The organism is Rothia mucilaginosa ATCC 25296 (assembly GCF_000175615.1).
GTDB classification, from domain to species: domain Bacteria; phylum Actinomycetota; class Actinomycetes; order Actinomycetales; family Micrococcaceae; genus Rothia; species Rothia mucilaginosa.
Window position 1 is genome coordinate 1 of the sequence record NZ_ACVO01000016.1, and the last position, 19,251, is coordinate 19,251.

Here is a 19,251-nt window from a genome sequence, read left to right on the forward strand (position 1 = left end):
TTTAAGTTGCGTCATAACGGTGAGCGTTGGCTGATTGAAGCAACTACCAAAGTGAAGGCCCCGTAATCTTTCCGCAAGATAGACCGCCACACCCCCCAGAGGGAAGGCACAATGACAGGTTCCTCGTGCGCGCTCGCGCATAATGGAGATAAGCGGGAGACCATGCACTACAACGATGTGGAGGACCAACCATGAACCCCAACATGCTAAACCGCCGCTCAATACTGACCGGAGGCACACTCATCAGCCTCAGCACCCTACTCGCCGCCTGCGTGCCGCACGACATCACAACTGCAGGAGACGGATCCACAGCCTCCGGCAAGCCCGCCACCAACAGCAGCTCAAGCAGTAGCGCCGGCAACAATGCCAGTAGCGGCGAATACCGCAAAGCAGACGCCAAAGGCCCCGCCCAGAACGTCCCCAAACCCAACGCTCCCGAAAACGGATACCGTGACAAGACCCCCGACGGCCTCCTCAAAACCATGGACGCCTGGAACCAATGGATTAACTACGGCGTCCAAACCGGCGACTACAGCAAAGCCCGCGAATTCCTCTCCGCATCAAACGACGGAGAACTCAAAATCTACCGGGAAATAGAAGCACTCTACCAGCGCGGCGGTTGGGTCATCGACGGCATCGAACACTTCGAACCCGAAGGCATACCCCGGAGCGATGACGGCCAAACCTACTACCTGAAAACCAACCACGAATGGGACAAACACACCGAGGTAGAACCCGACGGCCGCCAAGAAACCTGGAGCAGCGACAAGGAAGAAGAAATCTACACCTTCGCCCTCGAACACCGCGACGGCAGGTGGCAGATCCTCTACTCCCGAATCGAAGCCTAACCGTACCGGCGTCTAGCCACGGTTATACGCCCAAAAGCCACATGTGTTTCGAAAAGCCACCAAAGAAGTAGCTTCTCGAAACACATGTGGCTTCTCGCGTAAGAACATAAAAATAGGGGAGAGGCCTGAACCTTCAGGACCTCTCCCCAAGCACCTATAAGGCACTAACGACTTAGTGCGGGTACTCGCCGTACTTCACCATCGGAACCGGGCGGCGCATACGACGAGGAACCATCACACGGTTATACGTGTACATGCCGGAGCGAGGCTCCATCTCGCCGAACTTCGCAATTACCTTCTTCTTCAGGCCACGCCACAGAATCCAGGAATCACCAATCCACAGCAGCAGCAGACCCCAAAGGACGTACGTAGTAATACGCTGGAAACCATCCGCAGCCTCAGCAGAACCAAAGAAACCGGGGATAAACAGGGTAAAAATAAAGAACGCCAGCATGACAAACAACATGACGTCACCAATATTGCGGCGCGCATCAATGTAGTCACGGATATAACGGCGCTGCGTACCACGGTCCACGGCGGGCAGGTAACGCTGATCGCCACCCATCAACGCATCATTCTGACGCTCACGAGCCTTCGCCATTGCCTCACGTTCACGAGCCTTCGCCTCCTTACGGTCATTAACAACCAGAGGCTGACGACGAGCCGCCTGCTGCTCCTTACGCGAAGGAGTAGGACGGCCCTTCTTCGGGGTGAACTTCGGATTAACCGGAGCCTGAGGCTCCTCTACAACCTGCGGCTGAACAGCTTCCGCTTCAGCCTTCTCTTTCTTACGACCAAACACCCTCCCATCATACCCGAACGGCACACACCAAACCCGCCCCCACAAGCCCACACCAGCAACTGAAACAACCCCAACCACCCGGCGGCGGCGGGTAAGGTGGGGGTAAGGTAGAAACATGACTACTGAATTCACCCACCACAGCGCCCTGAGCGACGCCGTCACCAAAAACTTCGAAGCAACCCTGCAGACCCTCACCGAGCTCGTCGCCATCCCCTCCATCGCCTGGGGATCGCACGACCTCACCCAGGTAGACCGCAGCGCCGAGGCAGTCGCCGCGCTCGCAACCAAGGCCGGCTTCAACAACGTACGCATCGAACGCGCCACCTACACCACCGCCGACGGCACCGAAAAGCAGGGCATGCCTGCCGTCATCGCCTCCCGCCCCGCCGCAGAAGGCTACCCGACCATCCTGCTCTACGCCCACCACGATGTGCAGCCCGCCGGCGACCTCGACCTGTGGGACACCGACCCCTTCGTCGCAACCCGCAAGGGCGACCGCCTCTACGGCCGCGGCGCAGCAGACGACAAGGCAGGTATCCTCGTGCACCTCGCCGCGCTCGCAGCCCTCAACGAAACTCTCGGCGAGGACTTCAAACTCGGTGTGAAGCTCTTCATTGAAGGCGAAGAAGAAGCAGGCTCGCCCTCCTTCGTCTCCTTCCTCAACACCTACCGTGAGGAACTGTCCGCTGACTACATCGTGGTCGCAGACTCTGCCAACTGGCGTGCCGGCGTACCCGCACTGACCACCAGCCTGCGCGGCGTCGCATCCGGCGACATCGAGGTGCGCGTCGGCAGCCACGCCATCCACTCCGGCATGTTCGGCGGCCCCATGCTCGACGCACACACCCTCATGGCGCAGCTACTCGCCACCCTGCACGACGCCACCGGCGCCGTAGCCGTCGAAGGCCTGCACCGCGCACCCGAACCCGAACTCGAATACGCCGAAGCAGACTTCCGCAACGACTCCGGCATCCTCGACACCGTACCCCTGGCAGGCACCGGATCCGTTGCATCCCGCCTGTGGACCCAGCCGGCAATCTCCGTCATCGGCATGGACATCCCCTCCATCGCAACCTCATCCAACACCCTCGCCGTCGTATCCCGCGCACGCATCAGCACCCGCCTAGCACCCGGCGACAACCCCGAAAACGCACACCGCGCACTCGCCGAACACATCAAGGCACACGCACCCCACGGCGCACAGGCGAACTACACCGCCGTTGACTCCGGCATGCCCTTCGCCACCGAAGTCGACGCAGACGGCGCACAGACCGCACTCGACGCAATGCGCGCCGCCTGGGACGTCGAACCCGTACAGACCGGCATGGGCGGCTCTATCCCGTTCATCTCCGACCTGAAGGACCTCTTCCCGCAGGCACAGATCCTCGTCACCGGCGTAGAAGACCCCGACACCCGCGCACACAGCGCCAACGAGTCTCTCTACATCCCGGACTTCAAGAACGCAATCCTCGCGGAGGCGCTACTGCTCAGCGCACTCGGCGCCCGCTAAACGCGCTCGCTAGGAACATCCACAAAAAGTGGGGGAGAAGGGTCACAAACCCCAACCCCCACTTTTTCGGTATCCTAGAAGCAGAATTACATGTCAAGCCCCCACACCAAAACTCACGCCCCCGGCGAACTATGCACACCCTAGGTTGTACATCAAACACTCGGGCGCGTATCGTGAAGGCTAAAACGCCCACACGCACCCACACGCGGCGCACACGGGCAACCAACAAAACAAAAGGACAACACCAATGAGTGAAACCACCACCGAACTGCCGACCCACGGCGTCAACCTCACCGAAGTAGCACAGACCAAGGTCCGCACCCTCCTCGAACAGGAAGGCCGCACCGACCTGCGCCTGCGCATCGCCGTCCAGCCCGGCGGCTGCTCCGGCCTCATCTACCAGCTCTACTTCGACGAGCGCGTCCTCGACGGCGACGCAGTCCGCAACTTCGACGGCGTAGAAGTTATCGTCGACAAGATGAGCGCACCCTACCTCGACGGCTCCACCATCGACTTCGAAGACACCATCGAAAAGCAGGGCTTCTCCATCGACAACCCCAACGCAGCAGGCTCCTGCGCATGCGGTGACTCCTTCCACTAAACCGAAGACACCCCAGCGCTAAGCACCCCACGGTGCAACACGCCTAACAAACCCCCGTCTCGCATACTGCACCCAACCATGCAGATACGCGGCGGGGGTTTTACACTTAACACATGACTACGCACGAAATCACCTGGAAATACATCCTCAACCAGCTCGTCAAACACCAAAACCTCACCGACACCGAAGTCGCCTGGGCAATGGACCACATCATGACCGGCCAAACCGAACAGCCGATCCTCGCATCCTTCCTCACCGCCCTCCACTCCAAAGGCGAAACCCCCGAAGAACTCGGCGCCCTCGCAGCCGGCATGATCGCCAAAGCCGAAACCGTCGACATCAACCCCCACGCCGTAGACATCGTCGGCACCGGCGGCGACCAGCAAAACACCGTCAACATCTCCACCATGGCAGCCCTCGTCATCGCAGGCACCGGCGCCACCGTCGTCAAACACGGCAACCGCGCCTCCACCTCCAAATCCGGCTCCGCAGACGTCCTCGAAGCCCTCGGAATCCGCCTCGACATGCCCATTCCCGCAGTCGCCGAATGTGCTCGCGAGACTGGCATCACGTTCCTGTTTGCGATGACTTTCCACCCGGCAATGCGCCACGTGGGCCCGACCCGCCGCCTGCTCGGTATTCCGACCGCGTTCAACTACCTGGGACCCATGACGAACCCGGCTCGCGTGAAGTCCTCGGCTATCGGCGTTGCTAACCCGGTCATGGCTGAGAAGATGGCTCACGTCTTTGCGGAGCGCGGCGACCACGCCCTGATTTTCCGCGGTGATGACGGCCTGGATGAGCTGACCATCGCGACCACGAGCCGCCTGTGGGAGGCTGTCGACGGCGAACTGACCGAGTACCGTTTTGACCCGACCGAGTACGGTCTGCAGAATGCACCGCTGGAGCAGCTGCGCGGCGGCGACGCCGAGTACAACGCGGGCGTTTTCCGTGCAATTTTGGCGGGGGAGGGCGAAGCCCCGAAGAGCCCGCTGCGCGCCATTCACGACGCTGTGGTGATGAACGCTGCGGCTGGCCTGGTCGCGTACCGCCCGGTCAACGGGGAGAGCTTTGAGACCCGTTTCACCCAGGCTTTGGCTGATGCACGCGAATCCATTGCATCCGGTGCAGCGGAGCGTGTGCTCAACGCATGGGTAGAGTTCAGCTCTAAGCACGCAGAATAAAGAAGCTCAGTAGCTGATATAGGCACCCGAGACGAACAGAGCGCACCGAATGGTGTGAGCTCGTCTCGGGTGTTTGTCGTTTAACGGGAGGCGCTGAGGGACATATTGAGGAGCCCGAAGGTTCGGAGCATGTGAGCGTGCGGCTGAGTGTCGAGGAAGACGCAAGGCGCGTGGAGCTCAGAATAGCGGGTGGAACAGTGTAGTCGCACTGCGAGGAGCGCACAGGTTTGATCCGTGCCAGCCTGAGCGTAGAAAGCACCGGTGAGCAGCCGGTGGGGTAGTGAAAAATAGGTCTACTTTACATAATGTATATTATCGGCTTTTTAGGGAGGTCTAGAATGAACCCAAGATTCCCCGTATCTAAATAAAGTCTTAACAGTTCATGTATTAACCTCACTCGGTCACCAGAACTGTCGCCAGCACTCAATCCACCTGAAATAATGGATATACCCCGCATCACGAAGGTGCTGTCGCCTCGTGTGCAGATCCAACGTCAACCACGCCGGTTGATGTACACCAAAGGAGAAAACTCGTGGATTGGCTCTTTGAGACACCCTGGACACTCTGGGTTGCACTCGCCCTCGTTTTCGCCGTCATAGAAATGCTCAGCCTCGACCTGTTCTTTCTCATGCTGGCGATTAGCGCAGGCATCACCGCAGCAATATCACCCTTCGTGGATAACATGCTGATTCGAACCGTTATTTTCGTGGTGATCTGCCTGATTCTGGTTCTTGGTCTGCGCCCGCCGCTGCTGAAAAAGCTCAATAAATCAGCCACCGGAGCTGTCACTAATGCTGAAGCACTTGTTGGTGCTGAGGTGCGCATCACTCAAGATGTGACTAGTGAAACCGGTTTGGTTGTACTGGCTGGCGACACCTGGACGGCGCGCACCGCTTCCGGAACGCTCGTAGCAGGATCACACGCGAGGGTACGAGCCATTGAGGGTGCTACCGCAATCGTAGAGCCTCTCCCCCACGACTAAGACCCATCTGAATACCGGCTCCAAAAGCCGACTAGATACTCCAAAAACACACCATATAACTCACCGATAAGGAGAAACAATGCCTATCAGCCTTATTCTGACGGTTCTACTCATCCTCTTCGTACTTACGATGCTCGCCAAGACCGTGCGCGTCATCCCGCAGGGACGAGCCGGCATCGTCGAACGACTGGGTAAGTTCCACGCCGTCCTCAACCCCGGCCTGCACATCGTCATCCCCGTAGTTGACCGCGTGCTGCCCCTCATCGATCTGCGTGAACAGGTCGTTTCCTTCCCCTCGCAGTCAGTGATTACCGAAGATAACCTGGTGGTCGGCATCGACACCGTCGTGTACTTCCAGGTCACCGACCCGCGCTCAGCAACCTACGAAATTACCAACTACATTCGTGCCGTGGACGAGCTGACCAGCGCAACCCTGCGTAACGTCGTTGGTGGCCTGAACTTGGAGCAGACCCTCACCTCCCGCGACCAGATCAACGCTGAACTGCGAGGCGTACTCGACTCCACCACCGGCCGCTGGGGCCTGCGCGTCTCCCGCGTGGACATCAAGGAAATCCAGCCCCCGGTATCCATCCAGGACTCCATGGAGAAGCAGATGCGCGCAGAGCGTGACCGCCGCGCCGCAATCCTCACCGCAGAAGGCCAGAAGCAGTCCGACATCCTGACCGCAGAAGGTGAATCCCGAGCAGCCATCCTGCGCGCAGAGGGTGAAAAGCAGGCACAGATCCTTCGTGCAGAAGGTGACGCACAGTCCGCCATCCTGCGCGCAAACGGTGAAGCAGAAGCCGTGCAGAAGGTCTTCGCAGCAATCCACGAATCCAACCCCAGCCAGCAGCTGCTCACCTACCAGTACCTGCAGACCCTGCCCAAGCTCGCCGAAGGCGACGCCAACAAGCTCTGGTTCATCCCGACCGAACTCGGCGATGCACTGCGCGGCCTGGGCAACGCATTCGGCACCCTGCCCGCATCCGACCTTGCGGACGCACCGAAGAAGCCCGCAGCAGAGGCGCCCAAGAGCGCACCGCAGGCACCCGGAAGCTACGGCATCAACGGCTAAACGCGAAATCTAACGCATAAAAAGGCGTGAATCATCAAAAATCACGCCGAATAAACACCACCACGTTGGGCGGGTGGAGACTATTACCGATATAATGGATGTTTTGTAAACGTTCGAGGGAATAGCTCTCCCCCGCCCAACGTTATGCCTAAAGCGCCAAAGAGCGCACCCGACGACACTGGAGGAAAAATGAGCGATCGTAGCCTGCGCGGTATGCGCCTGGGTTCCCAGTCGATGGAAACCGAATCGAACGTACAGCCCGCGCCCCGCCAGCGCGTCGAATACCGTACCGCTGACGGTGACCGCGTTTTCGTGACCTTCGCGGCAGAAGCAGAAATCCCCTCGGTATGGACCGCAAAGTCCGGCAAGGAAGCATACCTCGTCAACGGCGACTCCACCGCAGACGCCGAAGAAGAGAAGCCCGCACGTACCCACTGGGACATGCTCATGGAACGCCGTAGCATCGAAGAGCTGGAAAAGACCCTGGAAGACCGCCTGGAATACTACCGCAAGCACTACGCGCTCTAAAAGCACCGTAGGCTCCGTAGAAAGGCTGTAGAAGCCCGCTAAGCGCCACTCGTGCTCTTAGCGGGCCTTTTCTTTATTGTGATGCTGGCTTCCGTCGGTACGTGAGCCAGGCGTGAGCCAAGAAAGAGCGCTACAGAAAAGCACAAAAAGACCGGGGCAGATACGTAACGTATCTGCCCCGGTCTTTCGTATAAATCTCAGGTGCGAGAAGCGTCTGAGCAAGAAGTCTTACTTGCCCAGAGCCTTCTTCAGCTTCTGAATGCGGTTAGTCATGCCCCAGCGAGTCACCTTAGACATGGAGTCAAAGATAATGTTGCCGTCCATCTTCGAAGCGCCAATCTCACGCTCAACGAAAGTAATCGGAACCTCGACAATATTCAGACCGGCCTGCTCAGAACGCCATGCCAAATCCACCTGGAATACGTAGCCCTTAGAGTCAATACCGTCCAGGTTCAGACGCTGCAGAGCCTCACGACGGTACGCGCGGAAACCAGCGGTAATGTCCTTAATGGAGGTGCCCAGAATCAGGCGGGTGTACAGGTTGGCGCCGCGAGAGAGAACCTGGCGGTGAGCCGGCCAGTTCTTAGTCTTGCCGCCGGGAACGTAACGCGAACCAATAGCCAGGTCAGCGCCTGCCTCCACGGCACGAACCAGAGAAGGAAGCTGCTCAGGCTGGTGCGAGCAGTCAGCATCCATCTCAATCAGAATGTCGTAGCCTGCCTCAAGGCCCCAATCGAAGCCAGCGAGGTACGCGCCACCCAGGCCGTCCTTAACGGTGCGGTGCAGAACGTGAATCTGGGAATCCTTAGCCGACAGCTCATCAGCAATCTGGCCGGTGCCGTCGGGGCTGTTATCATCCACCACGAGAATGTCCACCTCGGGAGCTGCCTTACGAAGACGCTCTACCACGATGGGTAGGTTCTCCTTCTCGTTATACGTCGGGATGACAGTTAGAACGCGCATATTACTCCCCCACAGGTGCATATAAAACAGGCAGTGTAGGTATCCAGTATACCGGGTATACATGCGGGTAACTGAATCCTCGGGGGCTTCCACTGCCCCTAAACCGCCTAAAAAGGTGTTGACAAGCTAAAAAATTAGTTACTTTCAGTGTAAATAGATTCCAGGATGGGCAGAGGCGAATCCTCATCCAGCACCGGAAGCAACGGAATGCGAGCGCGGGGGTCGGTGCTCCACGATGCTACGCGGGAGTCGGGTGCCTGGACCATGAGGGCTTCTACGCGCCACTGTGCTACGAATGCGGGGGTGTCAGGTGCGAACTGGCCGGTGAAGGGGTTTTCTTCGTGGGCTAGGCGGTATACGCCGCGGGTGAGGGCGGCGAAGGCGCTGCGTGCGGAGATGCCGTGTTCGTCGTTGATGAGTTCGCGGATGAGGGGCCAGGCGCCGGGTGCGTAGAGTTGGGTGTCGGATCCGAGGGCGATGGAGGTGCCGGCTGCGTTTGCGCGGCGGGCTACGGATGCCACAGATTCGCGTGCTTCTCCCCCGGCGTGTGCGAGGAGTGCTTGGACGGTGTCGTTGGCGGTTTCGTCTTCTTCGGGTTCGCAAACGCTGAGGCCGAGGTTGATGCGTGCTTCTGCCAGCTGGGTGAGGTATTCGTCGGTGATGGGGTCCTGCGGGGTGCTGATTGCTGCGTCGAGGCGGATGGACAGCCAGGGGCGGGTTTCGCGTACGGCGAGCGCGGCGTCGGCGGCGTCGGCAAAGCTGGTGGATGCGTCGATGGAGAGCAGGAGTGCGGCGTCTTCGGCTACCTGTGCTGCTGCGGGCGCTTCGGTGGGTGCGACAAAGATGCCGACTAGCTGCAGGCCTTTGACGGCACGGTCGCCTTCGGTGAGGGGGCGTAGTGCCTTGATGGCGCTGATGAGTTCGTCGGTTTCTACGCCGGTGGCGTTGAGGATGAGGCGGATGTCGGGTACGCCGTGTTCGGCGCTGTAGTAGCTGAGTGCGGAGACGAGGTCGGGTACGTCTTCCATGCCGGCGAGTAGGGTGTGCGTGTGGTAGCCGGCTGCGCGGTATGCCTGCAGGTAGTCGAGGATTTCGGGTGCTTCTTTGCCTGCTACCGGTGCTAGTGCGCGCGCAAAGGCGGGGGTTAGCAGGGCGCCGTCAAGTTCGGTGATGGTGGCTGATTCGTCGGCAATTGAACGCGCCCCGGAGTCGGAACCAACCCAGCGGACGAAGCCGTCTTCGACGAGCATTGCGGTTGCGTACGGGTCGACCGGGCTGTACACGCTACCATCTACAAAAATACGGGTAGACATTAGATTCCTTTCACCTTTGAGGCGCGCCGAAAGCGCACACGAGGGCGGGCACTTCGCTTGTGCTCGCGTAGCTTAGCTGAGCGTCTCATTTGAGTATAGAAGCACCCCCGCTGCCTGTGGTAGTTCGTTCGTCCTTAGATGAGGCGGAACTTAGATGGTGTAGAACAATGCACAGTAGCGGGGGTGGTGGCCCGAGCTGGTCGAGCAGGGTTTAGCACTATGTACGGTGTAGCACTAAGGTGCGGGTTAGACGTCGAGTGCGACTACGCCGCGGCGTACCGCCTCGATTGCCTCTTCACAGCGGGCACGGATGACCGGGTCCAGTGAGCGGATGTGCGCGATCTGGTCCAGGGCGTCCAGTACCTGCTTTGCCCAGCGTACGAAGTCGCCGGCGGCAAGGCCGGTGTCCTCGATTGCCTTTGCGAGGTGCGCGCCGTTTGCCCAGGCGTACATGGGTTCGACCAGGCCGAAGTCGCATGCGGGGGTCGGGTTGACCTTGAACTGTTCTTCGGCTGCGTTCAGGTCGGCGAGGCGCTGCGTAATTGTCGCGATGGGTGCGCGCAGGGACGGGTGCGGGTAGTGTGCCAGGTATTCCACGGCGTCGCGCTTACCCTGGTAGGTTAGTGCGGCGACGGTTGCCGCGATGGCGGCGGGCTCCAGTCCGTCGAGGAAGTGCGCGTCCAGGCACAGGGCGGTCAGTAGGTCGCGCTCGCCGTAGATGCGGCGCAGCGCCTGGCCGCCGGTGGTTAGCGATAGTTCGTTATCCTCGGTGCGTTCGACGTAGCCGTAGCTTTCCAGCAGACGCGCAATGCGGTTGAAGACCTGCGCGATTGTGTTGGTGCGGCGGGCAATCTGGCGGCGCAACCCTTCGGTTTCAGAGTTGAGCTTCTGCCAGCGCTCAGCCCAACGCATGTGGTTTGCGCGGTCGGAGCAGCCGTGGCACGGGTGGTTACGCAGCTGGGCCTGCAGAGCCTCCAGCTGCGCGTCAATGCTGTTCTGACGAGCCGGGATGTTCTGCTGTGCGAGCGCACGCGGGGCGCGGCCGTCGTAGAGTGCCTGGCGCATGCGGCTTGCGGTGTCGCGGCGTTCCTTGGCGGTTTTGAGGCTTAGGCGCTTGGGGATTTTGATGCGTGAGACCGGTTCGACGGCGCCTTCGAAATCGCGGGTTGAGGCGGTGCGCTGGTGCGCGTCCTCGGTGACGATGCCGATGCGCGGGTCGGCGTGCGAGTCGGAGCGGGTGATGACGACTGCGTAGCCGCGGGAGCGGCCGTGCGGAATGTAGATGATGTCGCCGGGCAACAGCTGCTGGATGCTGTGGTGTGCCTGCGCGCGTGCGTGACGTTCGTTGCTCTTGGACGCCTTCTTTTCCAGTTCGGCGATCTGGCGGCTGAGCTGGACGTATTCGGTGAAGTCGCCCAGGTGGCATGCCATGGCTTCGCGGTAGCCTTCTAGAGCGCTTTCGTTTTTGCGTACGCGGGAGGCGACGCCCACGACCGACTTGTCTGCCTGGAACTGCGCGAAGGAGGATTCCAGGATTTTGCGGGTGCGTTCGGCGCCGTAGGAGGCGATGAGGTTTGCCGCCATGTTGTAGGTGGGGCGGAATGAGGAGTTCAGCGGGTAGGTGCGGGTTGAGGCGAGGGTTGCCACGTGTTCTGGGGACATGCCGGGGCGCCACATGACGACGGCGTGGCCTTCGATGTCGATGCCGCGGCGGCCTGCGCGTCCGGTTAGCTGGGTGTACTCGCCGGGGGTGATGTCTACGTGGGATTCGCCGTTGTATTTGGTGAGTTTTTCCAGGATGACGGTGCGGGCGGGCATGTTGATGCCCAGTGCGAGGGTTTCGGTGGCGAAGACCAGCTTAATCAGGCCCTGCGCGAAGAGGGTTTCGACGACCTTCTTGAACAGGGGTAGCAAGCCGGCGTGGTGCGCGGCGATACCGCGAATCAGGCCGTCACGCCACTCGTAGTAGCCTAGGGTGTTCAGGTCGCGGGTGTCCAGGTGAGCGGTCGCTTCCGCAATGTAGGCGCGGATGGTCTGCTGCTGTTCGGGGGTGGTCAGCGTAATATCGGCGGATACGCAGTGGCTGACCGCGCCGTCGCAACCGGCACGGGAGAAGATAAAGCAGATTGCGGGCAGCAGGCCCTGCTTGTCGAGGGCGCGCACCATCTCCGGGCGGGTGATACGCTGCGGGCGCAGAGGCTTCTGCTCACCGCGCGCATCAAAGTCTCGGTCGTTGCTGAAACGATCATTGCTGAAACGGTCACGACGGTCCGAGCGGCCGCGCTCGCCGCTGCTGAACGTCTCATTGAGCCAGCCTTCACGGCGGTGACGGAAACGTTCACGCTTGCCGCCGTAGCGTCCGCGGCCCGGTGCGGAACGGAAGCCGGGGCGTAGCGCCTTCAGCTGCGGGTTCAGGCGCAGACCGGCAAGCAGAGGGTTGGCGCCCGCCTCTACGGTTGCGCCGCGCTGCTTAGCTTTCTGTGCCTTTTTCGCCTGCTTGCGGGAGAGCTTCTCCTCCGGCTCCTGGTTCTTGCCCTGGGTGTGGTTTTTGCCCTGTGCGGAGTTGTCTTCGGGTACGAACAGGTCCACCACGCGGTGACCGACCATCATGTGCTGCCACAGGGGTACCGGGCGGTGCTCAGAAACGATAATGTCCGTGCCGCCGCGCACCGTATCCAGCCACGCGCCGAACTCCTCAACGTTCGACACCGTAGCAGACAGAGAAATGACGTTCACATGCTCGGGAAGGTGAATAATCGCCTCTTCCCACACCGCGCCACGGAAACGGTCCGCCAGGTAGTGCACCTCATCCATCACCACATAGCCCAGGCCGGTCAGCGTGGTCGAGTTGGCGTAGAGCATGTTGCGCAGCACCTCGGTGGTCATCACGACCACGGGTGCTTCCGTGTTAATGCTCGTATCGCCGGTGAGCAGACCCACGTAATCCTCACCGTACGCGCGCACAAAGTCGTGGTACTTCTGGTTGCTCAGCGCCTTAATGGGGGTCGTGTAGAACGCCTTCATGCCGCGGCGCAACGCCAGGTAGATACCGAACTCACCCACAATGGTCTTACCGGCACCGGTAGGCGCGGCAACGAGGACGGAGCGGTCCGCCTCCACGGCGGCACACGCCTGACGCTGAAAATCATCCAGCGGAAAATCAAGGGACGCCTCAAAAGCCCCGAGGGCGGTCTTCGCGTATGCGGCGCGTTCTCGGGATGCGGCGTAGGCGGCAGCGTAGTCGGTGCGCTCCGCCGGGGGCTGTGCGTTAGAAGCGTGTGCGTCGGATGTGTGCTGTGCGTGGTGCTTGCTCATAGTATGTCCAGTGTAACGGTTCACCCGCCGCGAGCCTTCAGAAAGCACCCTGCACGGGCACTAATCCGGTATGGGCGAACAGCGAGCGCATCGGCAGCGCGGTTTCGGCGCAATTTATGCTCAGTTTCTGCCGGGATGTACCGGCAGGCGTTGTAAAAATTCGTCTGTGCGCCTCTTCATCCGTGCGCCTCGAGACGCTGTTGCGGAACATGCGAAAGGGGCGGGGTACAGGTTCTCTGTACCCCGCCCCTTTCGGCTAGGTTGCTCAAAGCGAGCTATTCAATTTAGGAAGTCTTCTCGTCCTCGAAGTAACCCATCTTCGCCAGGTCTTCGGCGCTGGTTGCGGTGTTCAGGCTTGCTTCGTCTGCACCCTGCGCCAGCTTTGCGAGCTTGCGGTCGCGGCGCTTGTCGTTAATCATGCAGATGAGGATTGCTGCGAAGAAGAAAATCAGCAGCGGCGCCATGAGCACGAACATCATCATGATGTCGCTACCGGGTGCAGTCAGCGCTGCGATAACCGCAACGAGCACAACAACCCAGCGCCAAGACTTCAGGATGGTCTTACCGCGAATCAGGCCCAGCATGTTAATGCCGACCAGGATCACCGGGATGATGAAGGCGCAAGAGAACGTCACAACGAACTTCAGGATGAAGGAGATGTACACGCCCGCGTCAATGTAGTTACTTTCGTTGACGGGGGTGAACTTCAGCAGCGCGTAGACCACGCCGGGGAGGGTGAAGTACGAAATGGCGACACCGCAGGCAAACGCGAAAATAGATGCGGTGAGGAAGCCGAAGAGATACTTCTTCTCCTTGGTATGCAGTGCCGGCAGCAGGAATCGCAGTGCCTGGTAGAGCCAGACGGGAGAGGCGATCACCAAGCCGATGTACATACCGACCTTAAGCAGCTGGTCGAAAGGAGATGCGACGCTACCGTAGTTCAGGTTTGCGTTGCGGCCGGTTTCTGCGTTGATCTGCTGCAGGGGCGCAGAGATCATTTCAATGAAAGGCTGGTAGAGGAAGACCGTACCGATGATGGCTGCGATGATGGTTGCGATAGCCGCTTTGATGAGGCGGTCGCGGAATTCGCGCAGGTGTTCCTTGAGTTCCATGCGTGCTTCAGGATTGATTTTGCGGTTGCGCACGTCCTGGTCAGGTGTTGCCACGTGGTGTCCTCTGGGTGTCGGTGCCGTGTGTGATTCGGCTGAGGGGGTCTGGTGGGGTGTTTATGGGGTGGTGCCGCAAAACCCGTGCCGGCCGGTGGGCTGGCACGGGTTTGGTGCGTCGGTGGCGGGACCGTTACTTGGTTTCGGTCTTGCCGTCCTTGCCGTTGTCTACGACCTCAGCGGTGACGACCTCTTCGCCGTCCTTCTCGCGGGGGTCCTTCTTGGAGTCGTTCTTCAGGCCCTCAACTTCGGTCTTGAAGATGCGCATGGACTGGCCGAGGCTGCGTGCCATACCGGGCAGCTTGGGTGCGCCGAAGAGGAGGACGATGAGGAGGATAACGACGATGATGGTCGCGGGGTGGCTGAAAATCTGGCCCATGGTGGTGTGCCTTTCTGTTAGAGCAGGTCTCCGATGTTTTGAGGTTGGCCGAGTCGATCTCGTCGGGAGACCCGTCGCTTGATCCGCTCAGACCTGCGTGTCTGCTTACCTTGTTCGTAGTTATTGTATGCCTCGGTGATGGGTGTGAATACCCCGAGGGTGGTGTCTCGCGGGAGTTTTCGGCTTGCGTTCGCTTGCGCTGCGTCGAATTGTCCCTCGATTGACTCGACCCAGGTTACGGTTTCGTCAAGGAGTGTGAAACCGCGAGTGAGTGCTTTGTAGGTGAACCATGCCAAATAGAGGAGCGAGCAGATGATGAGCGCGCCCCATAGCAAAATCCAGAACCACCAAGACATGAGCACCATTATACAAGTTTTAGGTTAATGTTTTGGCGCCTTAGATGGGTTTTTAGGGCGTTTTTGCTTGTGGGTGAAGTTCTATTTTTCTGCGGGCACACCTGCGGGCGCACCCCTGCGGCTACTCGCGTTGAGGGTTTGCAACTGGTCAAGCAGCGCCGCGCGCAGGTGCGCAGGGCCGACCAGTTCGAGGGCACCTCGGTGTGCGATGACGGTGTCGAGGATGTTCTTATCGCCAGCGCCGTGGGCGTTGTTGTAGTAGTGGATGCGCACGTACTGGGTGCGTGAAGCCTTCTTCACGTGGTGGGTGCTTCGACGCATGTACGTTGCAGTGAGAGTATCGAGCGGCTCACCGCTGGGAATGTGCTCGGTCGGGTGAATCCGCAACTCAGCGAACGGGTTGGTCTGAGTGCTGTGCTGCTGAGCGTGCCAGTTTGGCACGGTGTCACCGGTGACCGGGTGGGTACGACCCGCGCCCGCCTCCTGAATGTGGTTGATGCGGGTGAGGCGGAAGTTACGCCAGAAGGTGGGTTCCTTCTCCCCCGCCTCACTGTCGGCACTGTTCGCTGCCTCGCCGGTGGCTGCGTGAGCAAAAGCCTCAGGTACCTGCGCGGGTACCTCTTCACCGCGCGCCGCATAGTAGCGTTCCTCAGCGGTACGGCACCACGCATGCAGGTACATGTGGTCGCGGTGCAACACCAGCGCATACGGATCCACCAGACGATCCGCGGCACGCTCAGAGGTACCGTAACCAATGGTCACGGCGTTGCCGCTGCTCAGGGCGGCAGTCGCCTCCTGCAGCAGAGGCTCCTCCGGGGCGAAGCACAGGTGCTGCGCATAGACAGGCGCGTTCGGGTACGCGGCGGCGAGCGCCGCACGGATACTGCCCAGACGCGCATCCGCTGGGTGCAGAATATCTGCAGCAGAGAGGGTAAAGACGAGAATGGCGAGTTCAGTGTCGGTGAGGCGCGCGTAGTTCAGCAGCGTGTTCGGGGTGGCACCGCCAAAGTCCGGCAGCAGGTTAATGTAGCTGGGCTTGAGGGCGTCCGGGTCCTTGGGGTCAGACTCGAAGGGAACGGTATCTACCTGCGCGAAAATCTCGGGGATGATAGTTTTGCCGAGGTCGCGGTTTTTCTCGGTGTCCACGCTGTAGAGGGCGTTGAGCTGATTCAAAGGCATGGGCGCCTCATCGTGGGCGCTCGCCCAGCGGTCGGCACGGTGCAGACCCAGGAGCAGGTCAACAAGGTCGTCGAGGGAGTTGTTGCGGTTGCGCTGGTTGATATCCGCCCAGGTGCCGGGGTCTTCAACTGCGCCACTGTGCAGGTCGGTGAGGGTGCGCAACAGCTGCTGCTGGGCGGCGTAGCTGTCACGCTGGCGGGTAGAGGCAGCCTCCGATTCCTCGGGCGGCTCGATCACGCAGCTGTAGCTAGTCGCCGCCACGGCGCTATCAATCGTGCCGTACGAGGGCACGGTGAAGGGCTCCGAGACTGTGGAATCGGCGTTGACCTCGGCAACAATCAGGCTCTCTTCGTAGCCCTTAATGTCTTCAAGCCAGTTCTTGGCGTTAAACGTCGCGTTGATGGGGGTCGAATCGATACGCGAGAGCATCGTAAGCTTCTGAATACGGCTGGCACGGAACGTGTACTCCTTACGCTCCGAGCTCTCAGTGTAGTAGCCGACAAAATACCAGGTGCCGTAACGGTAACCAATACCGGCAACACTGACCTTCTCCTGCACGCGGGTCGCACCGGCAGCCGTCTGATAGGTGAACGTGACCGTCTTACGCTCCGCATAGGCGGTGAACAGCTCATTCAAGTGCGGGTTATCGCTAAAGTAAATGCGCTGAAGGGGCTCGCGGTAGGTGTACAGGTTCTTCGCGCGCTGACGCTTGCCGGTCTTCGGCTCCAGAATCTTCGCGGCGGCGAGCGCCTCATCGGTGAGGTTCTCGCTGGTCAGCGCAATCTTACGCAGGATGCGGTAGGCGTCATCCTGCAGCTCGGTGCCTTCCCAGCCGCGCAGGATGGTGTTGATGAGGCGGAACTCCTCGGCGGTGGGGTTCCAGGCGGGCAGCTTAGCGGCGTTGCTGGTTTCGAGGCGGTAGCGCTCCCCCAGGTCCGTGGTCACGTGGGTGATGCGCGCGCCGGCATCACGTAGAGTCTGCTTGGCTCGTTCAAAGGCGCGTTCCTGGGACTCGCTGAGGGAGCCGTTAGCGCGCGTGCTAATGCCGAGCAGGGTCAGTAGCTCGTTGCGGCTGATACCGTTGCGGCGGGTGGCTTCGTCGGGTGCCTCGGCGGCGGTGGCGAGGCGGTGAAGAGTCATGTAAAGCTGAGCTGCGGTGGACATGATTCCATCATACCGTGTGTGTTCCGCGGCACTTACTTTGCGTGCGGGTACGCAAAAGCCCGGCGCCCCTCCCACAATCGGGAGAAAGCACCGGGCTGCGCGTCTCTGCGCGTCTTACGTGAGAAGCGCGAAAAACGCGAGAACCTGGCTAATCCTTAGCGGACGTCCAGCAGGTCCACCACGAAAATCAGGGACTCACCGGGCTTAATGACCGAACCAGCGCCGCGGTCACCGTACGCCATGTCGGCGGGAATCTCCAGGCGACGACGGCCGCCGACCTTCATGCCGAGCAGACCCTCATCCCAGCCGCGGATAACCTGGCCAACGCCCACCTGGAACGGCAGCGGCTCGCCACGGTTCCAGGATGCGTCAAACTCTTCACCGGTGGAGAAAGCCACACCAACGTAGTGGGTGAGTACGCGGGAGCCGGGAACAACCTCAGCGCCTGCGCCCTCGATCAGGTCGGTGATGACCAGCTCGGTGGGGGCGTCGCCTTCGGGGAAATCGATTTCGGGCTTTTCGCGGTCGAGGTTACGCTGACCGAAAGACATGGGTGTCTCCTTTGATTGGTTCGACATACATCGAAATAGTGGGTGCGCCCGCCGCCTAAGCCGTATAGGCGGCGAGCGCGGTATAAAAATGTGACGTAAAAACGTGGGTCCCGGGCTACTGCGCGGTAGCCGAGGCGGTAGCCGCCGGGGTCGCGGTCGCAGAAGCGTCTGCGGTTGCCGAAGCGGACGCCTCCGCAGCAGCCGCGCTAGAAGCCGCCTGAGCACGCTGCAGGGTCTGCGGGTTCTCCTCCGCACCCAGAATATCAACCACGAACACGAGGGAGCCGGAAGGCTTGGAACCGCCGGTGTCGTTACCGTACGCCAAATCTGCCGGGATGACCAGCTCAACACGAGAGCCGACCTTCTTGCCCTTCAGACCCTGAGTCCAGCCCTTGATAACGCCCTGCAGGGAGATGCCCATCGGGGTGGCGGCGTCATAGTTGCCGTCGACGACCTTACCGTCGGAGTACTGCACACCAATGTAACGCACGTACACGGTATCGGTTTCCTTGACCTCGGCGCCCTCGCCCTCAATGAGGGTCTTAGCGGTCAGCTCGGTGACCTCCGGCTTGTTATCGGGCAGCTTGATTTCAGCCTTGCCGGTGGACTCATCCAGAGTGAAGGACGGCAGCGACGGGTCAGCCTCAACAGCCTTACCGGTTGCGTACTTGGGCAGCTTCGTCTTCACGGTGTACACCTCAACGTTAGTTGCGGCACCGGGCGAAGCGGTCGTGGTGGTCACGCCCGCAGTGCTGCGCTGCTGCAGAACGTTGGTGGTGTACGAGAAAGAACCGCCAACCTTAATCTTCTTCAGGGTTTCGTACACCTGCGGTGCAGCCTGCTTCAGCTGATCGTTAATCGGCAGCAGAATCGGCTCGCTGGAGTAAGTGGAACCGTTAAGCTTGCCGTCGGTGCCGTTGAACACGGCAGCCTCAACGAGCACGTAGTCACCATCATTGATGGAGTCGCCGTTGCCTTCCTCAATCACGTACGCGGAGGGGCTAGAAGCGGCGAAGGGAGTCGCGAAGGACGCCTCAGGCTCAGCGGTCGCGTTCTTCAGGGTGTACTGCACCTTAGACAGGTCGCCGCTGGACTGCGCGCCACATGCAGACAGCGCAAGCGCGAGAGCTGCCGCGCTGGCACCGAAAATAGTGAGCTTAGAGCGTTTGGTCATAGTGTTATCCTCTGGGGTTTTCTGTGCGAGTGGGGCGTGTGAGTGCCCGTGTGCCACAGAACAGTTTACAGGTATAGGTTTAGCTGTTTTATGCTACGGCACGTAGCTGTGTTCAGGCTGTGTCGCGGCCGGGGTGTTCCCGAAGGTTGACAACCCCGACC

General features: G+C 60.3%; 16 protein-coding genes. 7 read left to right on the forward strand and 9 right to left on the reverse strand.

The features are described 5' to 3' along the window. Positions 1-191: 191 nt before the first annotated feature. Positions 192-848 carry a DUF6318 family protein gene (locus ROTMU0001_RS05870; RefSeq protein ID WP_005508651.1) on the forward strand — a complete coding sequence of 219 codons (657 nt, stop codon included), beginning with the start codon at positions 192-194 and terminating at the stop codon, positions 846-848. A 172-nt stretch (positions 849-1,020) separates the two neighbouring features. On the opposite strand, the gene ROTMU0001_RS05875 is transcribed toward ROTMU0001_RS05870, so the two are convergent. Further along, a complete protein-coding gene (locus tag ROTMU0001_RS05875) occupies positions 1,021-1,650 on the reverse strand; it encodes a DUF3043 domain-containing protein (RefSeq protein WP_005508652.1) in 630 nt (209 codons plus the stop codon). Positions 1,651-1,765: 115 nt separating this feature from the next. On the opposite strand from ROTMU0001_RS05875, the gene ROTMU0001_RS05880 reads away from it, so the two are divergent. The 6 genes from ROTMU0001_RS05880 (at position 1,766) to ROTMU0001_RS05905 (ending at position 7,530) form a co-directional block, all read left to right on the forward strand. After that, positions 1,766-3,160: a M20/M25/M40 family metallo-hydrolase gene (locus ROTMU0001_RS05880; protein WP_005508653.1), complete on the forward strand. Its 1,395-nt coding sequence runs from the start codon at positions 1,766-1,768 to the stop codon at positions 3,158-3,160. 247 nt (positions 3,161-3,407) lie between these two features. Continuing rightward, entirely contained in the window at positions 3,408-3,761 is a 354-nt protein-coding gene (locus ROTMU0001_RS05885; protein ID WP_005506039.1) for a HesB/IscA family protein, read from the forward strand. Between the two features lie 113 nt (positions 3,762-3,874). Then, on the forward strand, positions 3,875-4,945 hold the full coding sequence (gene trpD / locus ROTMU0001_RS05890; RefSeq protein ID WP_005508656.1) for an anthranilate phosphoribosyltransferase: 1,071 nt from the start codon (positions 3,875-3,877) through the stop codon (positions 4,943-4,945). A gap of 532 nt (positions 4,946-5,477) precedes the next feature. After that, positions 5,478-5,927 (forward strand): NfeD family protein, encoded by a 450-nt coding sequence (locus ROTMU0001_RS05895; RefSeq protein ID WP_005508657.1) that lies wholly within the window; start codon positions 5,478-5,480, stop codon positions 5,925-5,927. A 79-nt stretch (positions 5,928-6,006) separates the two neighbouring features. Continuing rightward, positions 6,007-7,002 carry an SPFH domain-containing protein gene (locus ROTMU0001_RS05900; protein WP_005506035.1) on the forward strand — a complete coding sequence of 332 codons (996 nt, stop codon included), beginning with the start codon at positions 6,007-6,009 and terminating at the stop codon, positions 7,000-7,002. 189 nt (positions 7,003-7,191) lie between these two features. Further along, the gene (locus ROTMU0001_RS05905) at positions 7,192-7,530 is read left to right on the forward strand and encodes an RNA polymerase-binding protein RbpA (RefSeq protein WP_005506034.1); all 339 of its coding nucleotides are present in this window, start codon (positions 7,192-7,194) and stop codon (positions 7,528-7,530) included. Positions 7,531-7,758: 228 nt separating this feature from the next. Here ROTMU0001_RS05905 and ROTMU0001_RS05910 read toward each other — a convergent pair whose 3' ends face one another. The 8 genes from ROTMU0001_RS05910 to ROTMU0001_RS05950 form a co-directional block, all read right to left on the reverse strand. Further along, a complete protein-coding gene (locus ROTMU0001_RS05910; protein WP_005508660.1) occupies positions 7,759-8,493 on the reverse strand; it encodes a polyprenol monophosphomannose synthase in 735 nt (244 codons plus the stop codon). 134 nt (positions 8,494-8,627) lie between these two features. Continuing rightward, a complete protein-coding gene (locus ROTMU0001_RS05915; RefSeq protein WP_005508662.1) occupies positions 8,628-9,806 on the reverse strand; it encodes a hypothetical protein in 1,179 nt (392 codons plus the stop codon). Positions 9,807-10,052: 246 nt separating this feature from the next. After that, entirely contained in the window at positions 10,053-13,121 is a 3,069-nt protein-coding gene (locus ROTMU0001_RS05920) for a DEAD/DEAH box helicase (RefSeq protein ID WP_005508663.1), read from the reverse strand. 284 nt (positions 13,122-13,405) lie between these two features. Further along, positions 13,406-14,287, reverse strand: coding sequence for a twin-arginine translocase subunit TatC (tatC, locus tag ROTMU0001_RS05925; protein WP_005508665.1), 882 nt, complete (start codon positions 14,285-14,287; stop codon positions 13,406-13,408). 133 nt (positions 14,288-14,420) lie between these two features. After that, on the reverse strand, positions 14,421-14,666 hold the full coding sequence (gene tatA, locus ROTMU0001_RS05930; protein WP_005506024.1) for a Sec-independent protein translocase subunit TatA: 246 nt from the start codon (positions 14,664-14,666) through the stop codon (positions 14,421-14,423). A 437-nt stretch (positions 14,667-15,103) separates the two neighbouring features. After that, the gene (locus tag ROTMU0001_RS05940; RefSeq protein WP_005508666.1) at positions 15,104-17,365 is read right to left on the reverse strand and encodes a WYL domain-containing transcriptional regulator; all 2,262 of its coding nucleotides are present in this window, start codon (positions 17,363-17,365) and stop codon (positions 15,104-15,106) included. A gap of 155 nt (positions 17,366-17,520) precedes the next feature. Beyond that, positions 17,521-17,916: an FKBP-type peptidyl-prolyl cis-trans isomerase gene (locus tag ROTMU0001_RS05945; RefSeq protein WP_005508667.1), complete on the reverse strand. Its 396-nt coding sequence runs from the start codon at positions 17,914-17,916 to the stop codon at positions 17,521-17,523. Between the two features lie 115 nt (positions 17,917-18,031). Beyond that, positions 18,032-19,090, reverse strand: a complete 1,059-nt coding sequence (locus tag ROTMU0001_RS05950) for an FKBP-type peptidyl-prolyl cis-trans isomerase (protein ID WP_005508668.1) — start codon at positions 19,088-19,090, stop codon at positions 18,032-18,034. Positions 19,091-19,251: the final 161 nt, after the last annotated feature.